The organism is Microcoleus sp. PH2017_35_SFW_U_B, from assembly GCF_020737865.1.
Classification (GTDB): Bacteria; Cyanobacteriota; Cyanobacteriia; order Cyanobacteriales; family Microcoleaceae; genus Microcoleus.
This window is the reverse complement of record NZ_JAEQDE010000024.1, coordinates 1-12831: the sequence shown is the minus strand read 5'-3', so window position 1 is coordinate 12831 and position 12831 is coordinate 1. Positions and strand designations below refer to the sequence as shown.

Sequence of the window (12831 nt, the reverse complement as noted above, 5' to 3'; positions counted from 1 at the left end):
ATTTGGATATAAGATTGGTTGGTAGTGAGGACTTTAGTCCGCATCCATGAAGGACTAAAGTCCTCACTACCAACCTTGTTTCATATTTCAATAAAAAAGAATCAAGAAAGAAGTTGAGATGAAAACAGACAAAAATCCATAACTCATCTGTTCAATCCGCAACAAAATATGCTGCTAACTTCTTCCTCAATCCCGTCGAAATTTTGAGCTAGATTTTTAAGCCTATGCTTCGTCGTAGGCTTCCATATCCAGAAGGTGGAGATAGGGTTCAACCATCTCCGGCCGCTGAAAGGCAAGCGATCGCAACAAATGCCAATCATTCAATCCCTCAAAAGGATCTGTATAATCGTCAACTTCCAAACGGACAGCCAATTCTGCCACGTCCTCAGAAGTAAGTACAGCAATATCGCGCGATGCTTTGGTTAAAGTTTTCATTTTTTGACCCTGCCCGAGACTTCCGCCATACTATATCCTAAGCCTTTAATCAGATTTAGACACAGTTTCTACAACAAAACTTCGCATTACATCTACAACTTCCGGCAGAATCTCGTGTCCCATGTTAAATTCTCGATACTGCACGGGTGCTCCCCAAGCAGTCAAACTCTCGCGCGATCGCACCGCAGCACTAACGGGCACAATATTATCTTGAGTACCGTGCACGATCGAAACAGGCGGCAAAGCACTCCCAGCAACGGGCGAAATCGACGAGTGCAAATAACCGCTCAGACAAATTAAACCAGCTACGGGCAAAGTCAAACCCACATCCAGAGTCATCGCCCCGCCTTGAGAAAAGCCTCCTAAAATCGTGCGAGACAAAGGCACGCCCGTGCTGCTTTCCAAAGACAGCAATAATTCCTTCAGCAATTCCCTGCTTTCTACCAATCCCTCAGCATCTTTGTTTGCCAAGTCATACCACATTTTGCCACCCATTACCTGGGGATGGGGAAACGGAGCATCGGGAAACACAAACTGATAATCCGGCAAATTGAAAGCCGGTGCTAACGCAGTCAAATCCCGAGCATTAGCACCCCATCCGTGCAAAGCGACAATTAAAGCGACTGGTTTGCGATCGGTGGTTGGCGGAATGCTAATAAATTGTAAAGACATCGTAATTAGTAATTGGTAATCAGACCTTACTACAATGATAAATTGTCGCGGCGCGTAAAATCCCAGATATTTGTTTTCGGTAATATTTAAATGTAAATTAGGATGTGCTTGCTAATATCGTTTCCGGTTGCATCGGTATTGTTTAAACTGTCAACTGTCAATTAAGGATCGCAAATTAAATAATTTATACATATTTGTGGGATGGGCGTCCCGCCCGTCTAGAAAGAACGGGTTCTCCCGCCCATCCCACAATAACAATAAAAATTGTAAGTTATTTAATTCTCATTCCTAAGAGGGCCCGCACTCTTGGCACCGCCATATAACTGTCAACTGTCAACTGTCAACTGTCAACTGTCAACTGACGCGTACCGCTGATGAAATATTAGCAACTGATTGCTCGGGCTGTTGCCGCACGGGTACCTCAATCCAGAATTCAGTTCCCTCTCCCGGAGCCGATACGCACCTGAGCGAACCTTGATGTTTTTCCACTATTTGATAGCTAATCGACAATCCCAATCCGGTACCTTTGCCTACAGGTTTGGTAGTAAAAAATGGCTCAAACAAACGTTGTTTTACCTTCTCCGTCATGCCCGCTCCATTGTCCGCGATCCGCACGCACGCACAATTATAACTTAAAAGTTCAGTGCGAATCACAATGGTAGGTAAAAAAGGCGACTCTGAGGAAGATTTTGCGATTAAATGTTTATTTTTTTCGCCGTCATACAAAACATCAATCGCATTGCTTAAAATATTCATGAATACCTGATTTAATTGTCCTGCCCAGCACTCCACCAAGGGCAATTTGCCGTATTCTTTGATAATTTTAATGCCGGGAAAATCACCGCTAGCTTTTAGCCTACCGTCCAAAATCATCAAGGTACTGTCAAGGCCTTCGTGAAGATCGACCGACTTCATTTCAGCTTCATCCAAACGCGAAAAATTTCGCAGAGAAAGCACAATCTGGCGGATGCGTTCGGCTCCTACATTCATCGATTTTAGGAGTTTAGGCAAGTCTTCACTAATGAATTCCAAATCGATCTCTTGTAGTTTTCCTTGTACTTCTGGCGTTGGGTTGGGATATTGCTGCTGGTATATTTTCACAAGTTCCAGCAAGTTTTGAGTATATTCGCCTGTATGGCTCAGGTTGCCAGAAATAAAGCAGACAGGATTGTTAATTTCGTGAGCGACTCCAGCCACCAACTGCCCCAAGCTGGACATTTTTTCAGTTTGGATTAGTTTTAATTGCGCTGACTGTAAATTTGTCAGTGCCGTTTCTAGTTCAGCGGTGCGCTCTTTTAGTTGAATTGTACGATCGCGCACTTGGTGTTCTACTTTGGCTGTACGTCCTAGAGACATCAACAGGTAAGCCGTCAAGCTGCCACTCATCAAAAGCCCGATCGCGCCAATTGCCAGCGAACCCTCATGGGCGCTCAGACTATCGTACCCCTTTCCCGGCAAAACTAGCAGCATCCACTGGCGGTCTGCTACGTTGAATGTGCGAGTGCAAGCACTCTTATTTTCACAGATAGGTTGCCGGAGATTAGTTAACTCTGGATGTTCTAGTTGTGGATTATCTATAAACTGCTTGGTTTGCGAGTCGTAGCGCATCAAAAACCGTTCTTTTTCTGTGGCGGAGTTGTCATAGAGATAAAAATTTATGTGGTCTAAATTCAGTGATTCTAAATAAAAATTGACCATATTGGTAATCTGAAACACACCTGAAATCACTCCCCTGAGGTTTTCGCGGCTGTTTGCCGAGTTATCTGGAGAACTTGCGCGGCCAGGTACTGGCAGAAATAGTTGCACTCCAGGTCTATCGTTCTTAATTAATTTAATCTTCCCCGAAGCAGCTATTTTCCCGGTATTCACCGACTTCTCTAAAGCTGCTTTGCGTTCGGGATTGGAAGCCAGATCGAAACCCAGTGATTTTGTATCTGCTTCCAGGGCTTCTCTGTACGTGACAGGAAAATATTCCGATCGCGCTTTTACTGGTACAGGCTTTTTGTCAGCATCTCGCTCGTAGATTTGAAATGCCCGAAAACCTTCGGCTCGAATTGTCTGTTCGTAAGCTGCTTTGTCCGCAGCCGGGACGCGCAAAACCCAGTTTACAGAAAAGACAGCAGCATTTCGGGACAGTGCCGGTTGAACGAATTCCCTCAAATCTTGTCTGCTAACTTCAGCAGATGCGCTGTAGAATGCTTGAATTGAGTACAGAAAATCTAAGTTTTTGTTGATGCTTTGCTGTAAAGTCGCATTCAGGCGATCGGCTTGCTGATGAAATTCTGCTGCCATCCGCTGATTTTCCCAATTCCAGACAACGGCAGCCGCTATCAATGACAAGCCGGCACCCGTGCAAAGAGTCAACGCTGCTGGAATGTAGCGGCGATACGACTGTAAATTTTTCGTCAGTGAATTAAACCAATTGCTCGCAACATTCATATTTCCAGAGTTTTTGGCACCGGAGTGCGATTCGTTTAAATAGTTCTGAATTTCCTTGATAACACGATCGACAGCGCAGAAACAAGATTGTGTCAAAACTTAAGATCGCACAAATATGAATTTATCTTCATAAAGTTCGGTTTCTACGAAAATATTAGTTTGGTAACGACAATATAACAATTACTTTACCTCAGTATAGTGCGCCGAATGCACCTTACACAAGTAGCAATTCGCACTTGATTGTTAAATTTGAGTGGGCGCTACACACCTTGCCTAAATAGCAATTTGCACTTAACCGTCAACACGAAGGTGCGCTTATTACTTTGTGCGAGTAATAATTCGCACCTTTGTGTTGATTTAATTGTATGCAACCCACACCTTACTCAAGTGGCAATTTGCACCTTACAAAATAGTCCCAATTTCCTTCAAATACACCCGAGTAAACGGTTCCCCATCCTCCAGACTGTACTGTTCGATCAAACCTTGGCGGCGGATAGAAATACTATTGCCTTCCCGCACCACCACAGTATCATCATCAGTGCTTTCCCTGAGCAAAATCATCTCTGTTTCCCCCGGATTATCCAGCACCACCATATTACTGCCCTGATAAAACATTCCCTCAGCTTCCAAAACATTTTCGGGATATTCAGCAATCAACAAATCGAGTTTAGGATTTCGCAGCAAAGTTTGCACATTAAGATTGTAATTTTTATGCAAAACCTTTTCAGAACGGTTGACAAAAAGTCCAGTGCGACAAACAGCACCGATTGTCCAATCAGGATGTTGCAACAGAATGTGGTCAATTGTTTCTTGCAGTTCGTGTACCGAAATTCGGTTGAACGTAATAATCGGAATTCTGGCTGACTTTCCAGAATCAAAGAAAGTATCAATAATATGTGAAGGCACATCAACCCCTTCTCCGACAGCCGGGTTGAGGTGCATAAAAATTCCCGGCGCGGCATTGATTTCGATAATCCCAAAATTCCCGGTTTTCCAAGATTTGGCGAGAGTTTCTGTGACAACATCAATCCCCAAACAAGTTAACCGAAAATGCAGGGCGATATCTTGAGCTAAAACAATGTTATCCGGGTGAATGGTGCGGGTAGCATCGATGCTGACGCCGCCTGCGGAAAGATTGGCTACTTTGCGAAGAGATACAGTGCGATCGCGCTCTACGACACTATCCAATGACAGCCCTTGTTCTTCCAGGTACATTTCCATCGCTTCGTCGGACTGAATTTTGCTCATCGCCGAAGTTGGCGTGTCCAAGCGTTCTGGTTTGCGGTTTTCGCGGCGGATCAATTCCCGAATAGTTGAGTCGCCGTCCCCTGTTACCCAAGCGGGCCGACGTTCAGTTGCAGAAACAAACTTGCCGTCAACGCACAGCAGCCTAAAATCCGCTCCTTTGATGCTATTTTCCACAATAACTCGCACGGGCCATGTTTCGGGAATTGCGTTGACTGCTCTTTTAAAAGCCGCCTGCAATTCTTCTGCATCTCGGATATCTGCGGTGACGCCAATTCCTTTATGACCGACTACTGGTTTGATAGCAACTGGGTAGCCAATTTCTCTCGCAACTCCCAGAGCTCCGTTTTCTGTGGAGACGATATCGCCTTTGGGAACTGGAAATCCTAAGGTAGCAAGAAAAGCTTTACAATCGTCTTTGCGCGTGGTAAAATCCGAGTCTAAATGGCTGTCGGAATCAAAAGTTGTGGCAGAGCCACGCACCAGTTTTTTACCGTAACCGTATTGCATCAATCCTTCATCCCACAAATAAAATGTGGGAATGCCTTTTTGGGATGCCGATCGCATTAATGAATAAACTGTCGGGCCTCCGTAAACAGACTGGCGGAACATATTTTGCAGCGCGCCAATTTGTGCTTCTAGGGGGAAATCTTGATTTTGATTGATGGCTTCAAACCAATCCCAAACAGCGTAAACTACGGCTCTGGCGCTGCGGGCGTGAATTGCTTCTATGCTGATTCTGCTAAAGTGAGAAAATGGTTTGACGTTCCAGTGTTGGAAGTGCAAACCCATGTCGAGTTTTGCTACTTCTGAGGCGGTGCGGCCGAACAGTTGGGCGTGGTTCGTGAAGGTTTCGCCTAGTAGTTGCGGGTAGCGATCGCCAATAATTTCATGATAATGTGCGATCGGCTGTGGTGCGATCGCCTCCGTCACCGCAAAATCGAAAACTAAAGCCGCTGTTTCTAAATAAGGGTTTGGCCCGATGTAATGTTTGAAGTTGAAAATATCAAAAACATCGGTTTTTCTAGCATTGACGCGGGTTGTCTCGGTATTTTTTTCTTGAAGCATTTTTTGACCTCCTTTGAGCTAACTTGTCACCCTAGCTCTCTTGTCGGCGCATTGGGTACTACCTATGGGTATAGATATTGTAGAGTCTCAGACAGATGAGGTATGTCCGCTAATCGGTAATCGGTAATCGATCGAGCATATAGACTCGATCGGGTTTTTGGAGGTACAGACGCCACCGTTTACAAATCCTGACATTCGCAGAATCTGGCATACCTCATGGGGTGCGATCGCCACTATATTGCAGAGAGAGGGAGAGAATGGGAGAGGGGGAGAGGGGGAGAGAGGGAGAGGGGGAGAATTGCCCAATTACCAATTCCCAATTACCAATTCGCCATTACGAATACTAATCACTAATGACTAAATTACTAATGACTAAATTATTAATCACTAATGAAAAAAAGCTATAACTTTTGAGAGGTACACGGCCAATTAAAATTGGCTATGACTGTGAAAAAGGATTTAAGAGGCAGAGAATTATGAAAATCGCACAAACTGCTCTCAGGGATCAAGTTCATCAATTAGCTGAGGAAGCATTTCACTTGAAGCTGATTTCTGGGTACGGTGACGGTCAACATAGCAACGAATATCAGATTGTCTGGAACGGCAAACCCCGACACCTGCCTTTGGAACGAGCGCGTACAGTATTGAGCAATTTGATCGAGCGATCGCACTAATTCGCGATCGAACTAATCTAGAAGCGCCGATCGACCCGGTTGATACGAAAAATAAGAGGTTTATGGGTGAAGTCTCCAGTCAGAAATCGGGTTGATACCCCGTCGCGCGTCCAAGACTGTAATGTAAACTCATTTTTTGACCCCTCCTCCATGGCCTGAGGAGGGGTTAGTTTTTTATAAAAAATCGCGTTACAGCCCCGCATTCGAGCGAAATAACCGGAATGCTTGAGTTGCGTGCTTCCAACACCTATCAAAATCAGATGTTTATTCTGTATCAATCTCTACCTTTTGGCAGTGTTAGGAAACAAAAATGTTATGTTTTAGTGAAATATAATCCATTAAGAGTGCAGATCGTATGGCTGGCAGCGAAAATCAGGGAAAGTTGCTAATTATTGGCGGCGCCGAAGACAAAGACGGGGATTGCAAAATTCTGCGGGAATTCTTGCGGTGTGCTGGAGGCACTAAAGCCCGCATTGTAGTGATGACGGCTGCTACCAGCCTCCCAGGAGAAGTCGGAGATAATTACATCAGAGTGTTTGAGAGGCTGGGCGCTGAAGATGTGCGAGTGGTTGACACCCAGAAAGCCGAAGATGCTGACAATCCAGATTATTTAGAAGCGATCGAACAAGCGACTGGCATATTCTTTACCGGCGGGGAGCAAGCGCGGATTATTAGCTGCTTGAAAGATACCAAACTCGACGCAGCTATGCACAAACGCTACTCCGAAGGGGCGATTATTGGCGGCACCAGTGCAGGCGCGGCGATGATGCCAGACATGATGATTATTGAAGGAGACTCCGAGACAAATCCTCGCGTTGACGTGGTAGCAATGGGCCCGGGAATGGGTTTCCTGCCGGGAATTGTCATCGACCAGCATTTCGCCCAGCGAGGCCGTCTGGGACGCTTAGTTGCTGCACTCTTGTTGCAACCAGCAGTCTTGGGATTTGGGATTGACGAAAATACAGCTATTTTAGTCAGCGGTGACGTGGTTGAAGTCATTGGCGAAGGGGCTGTAACTGTCATCGACGAGTCGGAAAAACTCCACGACAATATGGATGGACTGTTGAAGGATGAGGCTTTGGCGATTTGCGGGGCCAAGTTGCACATCCTCCCCCACGGATACCGGTTTAATTTGAAAACTCGCCAGCCGATGCTCGATAGGGTAGCAACGGTAGCATAGTCAGAAAGGGCGATCGGGCAACTTACCTGCAACTGTCCAAAAATCTCAAAATTATCTAGGGTGCGATCGATCGCACCTTAGTGCTTGAACGAAGTATAGCGGATCGAGCTCTCCTATGAGGTACGTTGTTGGGCTTGGGCCCTCTTAGTTTAGTGGTTATAGAAGCTGCATGAGAGCGGACTGAAGTCCGCACTACAAACCTTTTTGTTCGTAGTGCGGACTTCAGTCCGCAGCTTTTTACGGACTGAAGTCCGCACTACGAACATTTTTGTGATGGTAATCCACCGGACACGATCTCAGGGTTAAAAAAACCTGATACTTCGTCCAAGACACTAATAAAAAGAAGAGGATTTTACCTCTTCTTTTATTGCTGCCGTTTCTGCTTTTTTAAGCACTTTTTTGTTCGTCAAAAAACGACTGCTGCCCATCTTCAGTCGATACTAAATTCCACCCTTGAGTTATCAGCCTCTGAAAAGTTGCCCATCCCTTAGAACCCCCTGGCTCCATGTAGTCCGAAACCGCGAACTGCGGAAAAGCTGTATAAGGCCGCCACGCTTGACGAGCTTCGGTACGCAGGTGCAATATCTTTTCTCCATTGCCTCCCAATCTGGGCAACCAACACATTTGTTTTAGCATTTTTAACACTCCAGAGTTTTTACAGTAACGGTAATTCGTCAACATCCCAAATTAAACTTTTAGAGCCATCTTAGCCGCTGCTCGGAAGATCTAACAGGTAACAGGGACGGATGAAATTTTCACCGATTACCAATTACTGAGGTAGCAGCAGTCGTTTAAGCTGATTTTGGTTCTGCACAGTTTCCCAGTCTTTGACTAAAAAACAAGTGCTACCAAGGTATAAGCAAAAATAATCATTGCTCTGATCCGCTCAAACTTGACTTAAAGGCGATCGCCCGAGAATCCAGTTGAATAAAGTATTTATCTTTCTGGTTTCCCTTACTTGATAACTACAAGCTCATCCTCGCTGTTTCCGCCTAAAATGACATCTTTCTACGGTATTAGCTCTGTCAGCTAAAAAATGTTCCTTTAGTTACAAATATTAATATCTGAAGGCGATTTATCTAGTTATCAAAAGTTAAATTAATTTTCATAAACAGCGATCGATAAGTTTTAGTTACTTTAGCTACAATTTTGATTTCATTCAGGGGTTCGGAGAGATAAAGGTACGTAGTTGGGCTTGGGCCCTCTTGAGACGTATAGATAAAGAGGGCCCAAGCCCAACTACGTACCTAATTTTTATGATGACAATAAAACCACCCTGTAGGGTGCGCGCGGAACTCGTGACAACATTCGAGTTACGATTTAACTCTTAAGAACGATGGCGACAGATTGGCAAAATTGTAAAAATGAATACTAATCACAGTTATAAGTTCTGCGTAAAAGGTATTCATGGCCGCTGCAATTGAATTCAAACTCTTCGCTCCCAACAACAAAGCAGCTACAGTGCTCGGCTCTTTTTCTAAATGGGAAGAAATTCCCTTAGAAAAAGATGATAGAGGTTATTTCCACACTAAAATTCAGCTCGCAGGCGGTATTTATCAATATAAGTTCCGAGTGCAGTCGCAGAGTCCTTGTTTTGAAACCGACGAATGGGTAAAAGTTAATGACCCCTACGCTACTGAGATTGACAGCACTGCTCATATTTTAAACGCGCTAAATTGGCAGCAGTTTTGCTAGTCACAGCAGTAGGAATACCGATGCTGTGGATGGGCGAAGAGTTCGGACAATCCACTCGCCAAACCCCCAACCAGCCGAATAAATTGCAATGGTCTTTGTTGAACAATCAGCAGAATCATGATTTGTTGGAATACTACAAACACCTGATTCGATTGCGGACAAATGTTCCGGCACTTTACACCGAAAACATTGAATTTATCCACCAAAATGCCGAAGCTAAAGTGCTCGCTTACTATCGCTGGAACGATGATGGTTCGCGAATAGTAGTGGTGGCCAATTTTTCGGACACTTATCTATCTGATTACTGTATTCCTAACTTTCCCGATACCGGAAATTGGCACGAGTGGATGTACAACAAAATTGTAGGAGTTGGGGAAGAAGACTTTAAGTTTGATTTGCCGGAATGGTCGGCTCATGTATTTCTTTGAGATGAGAAAAATTTATGTCCCCAGGCAGAGGTTTGGTGAAGTTGTAGAAGATTAAATTGTATTTATGACTGGCACATACAACTCGATCGACCGGGTTTTTATACCGAGCATGATGGCCATAACAACTCGGTGTATGCGTCCTGAATGGCGATCGCAATTCCTGGTATTGAGCATAAGAATTGTACGGCGCCGTGCCAAATGTCAATTAACAAAAATATTGTGAGAGGGTAACTTCTATGGGCTGGCTAAAAAGACTGTTTGGTTTAGAAAAACTGGAAAATCAAGAAAATGTGGAAGCTCCTGCTTACCAAGCACCTGTAGCTCCATCTCAAGCTCAAGTTCAAACTCAACCTGCTGCGGCTGCGACTAAAACAATCCCGCCGGAACGCATGGGATTGAATGGAGAATACGATCAAAGCGGTTTAGCTAAACGGGTGGCTCAGGCTTTCGATGCAAATCCTGATGTGGCGGACATTGAGACTGTTTATGTTGCTCAACACGGTACTACGGTGGTTCTCAAAGGTACAGTTCCCAGTCAGGAAATTGTAACCAAGTTGGTGACAATTGCTAAAAGCATTAATGGTGCAACTGGGGTGGAAACCAATCAAGTTACTGTTGGCTAGGGGAGCATCTCAGTTTGGCATTTATAGTGCTGTCCCCGCTCGCGAGTTGTAGAATACGCGAGCGGGGACAGCACTATAATAAAAAAAATGCTTTTTGCAAAACTGAGATGCTCCCGTTGGCTAGGGCGACGGTTGTTGGGAACAGTTAACGGTTAACAAGTTAACTGTTAACGATTAATTATTTTTTTGAGCGATCTTGCTGTACATAAAAAATATGACCGGGGAAAATTTAGTACCTACTCGCGGCACATTAGAACGGAGTCTTGGGCAAGGGATTCAAGCTTTGTACCGATCTGTACTCGGACACCAAACGAGTCAGGCGCTCTGCAATCTTTTGGATAACAAATTAATCATTGTAATCGAAAATGCGATTACTCAACCAGAAAAACTGCTGGCTCAGAACGGTCAGCAAGATTTGGCTTCCCAGGTGCGATCGCAATTAGAGTCAGTTCTGGAATTGCCACTGAAAGACTTAATCAAAGAAGTTTTGGGTGTGGGAGTGATCGATCTCCTCAGCGATGCCACTTTGGAGACCGGTCGCGCCGGAACGATCGCAATTTTGGAGTCTGCACCTCAAGTTCGCGATGCTACTTCTAAGTCTAAAACTCAACCAGAAGTGGCTGATGGTTGAGGTGGTGGCGGATAATTAGTTCTAAATCCTTGATGTTGAAAGGTTTAGAAAGATATGCAACGCAGCCTGCTTCGAGAATCCGATCCCGGTCTTCTGTTTTTGCTAGTGCTGTGACGGCCACGATCGGAATATGTCTGAGATCCGGGTTTTCTCTGATCCGCTTTACTAATTCTATACCGTCTATATCGGGCAGACAAATATCGAGTACGATTAGGTCGGGAGAGCGCGAGACTGCTGTCGAAAGAGCACTGTACCCGTCCATGGCTCCTACGCACTCGCAGCCGAATAAATCGAGTATTTGCGTCAGCAGCTCTAAGTTATCGTGATTGTCGTCTACAGCCAATACGAGAGGACGCTTGTCAACCGCCAGGTGACCCATATTTAAAGAAGATTCCAAATGCTGATTCCACGTAGGGTAGTTCATAAATCCAGATCGAAAAACGATCGTAAAAGTTGTACCCGAGGCATTCTTCAAGTGGCGCTCGGGCACTTGAAACAGATTGGCTCGTATTTGTAGCTCTCAGATGGCCAGTCTTCGGTCTAACCAGATTGTACAATATGGCTGCGAGTTCTGGCAAAGACTGCACCAGTTGATCGCTCCACAGTATCTCCATAATTTTACTGATCCCCGGGCAAATTGCCAACTTACGCCCTAAGGTTGCGTCAGCTTTGACAACAAGAGGCGATTACTAGGAAAAAGCTTGCTAATAAACTATCCTAGCTTAATTTTTGCTTTGAAGAGTGGCCGCAGTTTTTGAGAATTCCCTCAACATTACACTACTGATATCCTCCGTGTATCTACCTAAAGAAAGATTAGATGAGGCACATAAATTTAACAACTTCCACCTGCTGAGAGATACTTATTTCTCCGGTTTAGATTTCAATGTTTTTAAGTAGTAATTATCGCTAATTAAACCCGTAAAAATATCATTTTTTACTGACTGTTTACCAGATATTAACCTAGGAGATGTTGATGACAATTGCAATCAGAGACGACTTAACTTACCAGAAAGAATTGGTTGAAAGCCCGCCCGCGCGATTTGATGACAACAGAAGCCAGCGATCGCGTGGAAGCCGAACTGCACAAAGAAGTTTTACCTACGGACGACAAAACCCTCCAAACAGAAATAGCTGACCTCTGGAAAGATACGAATCCGCTGGTACGATTGCTAAGCCGGGTGCGTGAGCCTTTGCGCGGGCCTGCACCTTTGGGCATCGATTCCAATTTGTTTGTACGGAGGGTCGAACTAGAAGGCTCACTTCCTTCGGGAGTAAAATCGGAAACTGCGATCGCGGGTGTATTTTCGGCAACGAAGGATGAGTTGTCCCAGGAGCGAATTCAGGAAATAGCGAGCTTTTTGCCGGAGAGAATTCGGGAAATTTGGGAGTCGGCTTAACGGGATATTTCCCAGTATAAATACTGAGCAACCGGTTTACTCTTCCAGCATTCTGCACTCTCAGTCAGAAGCTTGTGCGATCGACCCGCTTTCTAGATTGGTTTGATCGTTCGGACTTTAGTCCGCATCAAAGTCTGTTGAGAAACCCAGTTAGGATCGCAAATTAAATAATTTACACATATTTGTGGGATGGGCGTCCCGCCCGTCTAGAAAGGACGGGCGGGACGCCCATCCCACAAGAACAATAGACCTCTTGCAAAAAAAATCTATGCTATAATAAAAGATTTTCAATTTAATCCCCCTAGAGCTAACTCATAATTATAAATTGCTGATAACAAATTACA

13 protein-coding genes are annotated in these 12831 nt (G+C 44.8%); 7 read left to right on the top strand and 6 right to left on the bottom strand.

The genetic code is table 11. The features are described from left to right. Positions 1-222: 222 nt before the first annotated feature. The 4 genes from JGK36_RS04435 to JGK36_RS04420 form a co-directional block, all read right to left on the bottom strand. Complete coding sequence (locus JGK36_RS04435) at positions 223-435, bottom strand: DUF2555 domain-containing protein (RefSeq protein WP_096830400.1); 213 nt, start codon at positions 433-435, stop codon at positions 223-225. A 45-nt stretch (positions 436-480) separates the two neighbouring features. Beyond that, the gene (locus JGK36_RS04430) at positions 481-1107 is read right to left on the bottom strand and encodes an alpha/beta hydrolase (protein WP_293176306.1); all 627 of its coding nucleotides are present in this window, start codon (positions 1105-1107) and stop codon (positions 481-483) included. Positions 1108-1461: 354 nt separating this feature from the next. Further along, positions 1462-3546, bottom strand: a complete 2085-nt coding sequence (locus JGK36_RS04425) for a CHASE domain-containing protein (protein ID WP_293196317.1) — start codon at positions 3544-3546, stop codon at positions 1462-1464. A gap of 402 nt (positions 3547-3948) precedes the next feature. Further along, a complete protein-coding gene (locus JGK36_RS04420) occupies positions 3949-5859 on the bottom strand; it encodes an acetate--CoA ligase family protein (RefSeq protein WP_293196315.1) in 1911 nt (636 codons plus the stop codon). Between the two features lie 476 nt (positions 5860-6335). Here JGK36_RS04420 and JGK36_RS04415 point away from each other — a divergent pair, with 476 nt between their 5' ends. Then, positions 6336-6533, top strand: a complete 198-nt coding sequence (locus tag JGK36_RS04415; protein WP_293149664.1) for a hypothetical protein — start codon at positions 6336-6338, stop codon at positions 6531-6533. Between the two features lie 355 nt (positions 6534-6888). Further along, positions 6889-7713: a cyanophycinase gene (locus JGK36_RS04410; RefSeq protein WP_293176300.1), complete on the top strand. Its 825-nt coding sequence runs from the start codon at positions 6889-6891 to the stop codon at positions 7711-7713. Between the two features lie 387 nt (positions 7714-8100). Here the strand turns inward: JGK36_RS04410 and JGK36_RS04405 are convergent, their stop codons facing one another. Continuing rightward, entirely contained in the window at positions 8101-8349 is a 249-nt protein-coding gene (locus JGK36_RS04405) for a hypothetical protein (RefSeq protein WP_293176298.1), read from the bottom strand. A gap of 771 nt (positions 8350-9120) precedes the next feature. Here JGK36_RS04405 and JGK36_RS04400 point away from each other — a divergent pair. From JGK36_RS04400 to JGK36_RS04385, 4 genes are all read left to right on the top strand, one after another. Further along, complete coding sequence (locus JGK36_RS04400; protein WP_293176296.1) at positions 9121-9408, top strand: glycogen-binding domain-containing protein; 288 nt, start codon at positions 9121-9123, stop codon at positions 9406-9408. Beyond that, positions 9402-9836: an alpha amylase C-terminal domain-containing protein gene (locus tag JGK36_RS04395; RefSeq protein ID WP_293193863.1), complete on the top strand. Its 435-nt coding sequence runs from the start codon at positions 9402-9404 to the stop codon at positions 9834-9836. Before JGK36_RS04400 ends, JGK36_RS04395 begins: the two co-directional genes overlap by 7 nt. Before the next feature lie 236 nt (positions 9837-10072). Beyond that, on the top strand, positions 10073-10459 hold the full coding sequence (locus tag JGK36_RS04390; protein WP_293176292.1) for a BON domain-containing protein: 387 nt from the start codon (positions 10073-10075) through the stop codon (positions 10457-10459). Between the two features lie 214 nt (positions 10460-10673). Continuing rightward, positions 10674-11090 carry a DUF2294 domain-containing protein gene (locus JGK36_RS04385; RefSeq protein ID WP_293176290.1) on the top strand — a complete coding sequence of 139 codons (417 nt, stop codon included), beginning with the start codon at positions 10674-10676 and terminating at the stop codon, positions 11088-11090. Here JGK36_RS04385 and JGK36_RS04380 read toward each other — a convergent pair. Beyond that, a complete protein-coding gene (locus JGK36_RS04380; RefSeq protein ID WP_293176288.1) occupies positions 11059-11514 on the bottom strand; it encodes a response regulator in 456 nt (151 codons plus the stop codon). The genes JGK36_RS04385 and JGK36_RS04380 overlap by 32 nt on opposite strands. A gap of 619 nt (positions 11515-12133) precedes the next feature. On the opposite strand from JGK36_RS04380, the gene JGK36_RS04375 reads away from it, so the two are divergent. Further along, positions 12134-12487: a DUF2267 domain-containing protein gene (locus JGK36_RS04375; RefSeq protein WP_293196313.1), complete on the top strand. Its 354-nt coding sequence runs from the start codon at positions 12134-12136 to the stop codon at positions 12485-12487. Positions 12488-12831 lie beyond the last annotated feature (344 nt).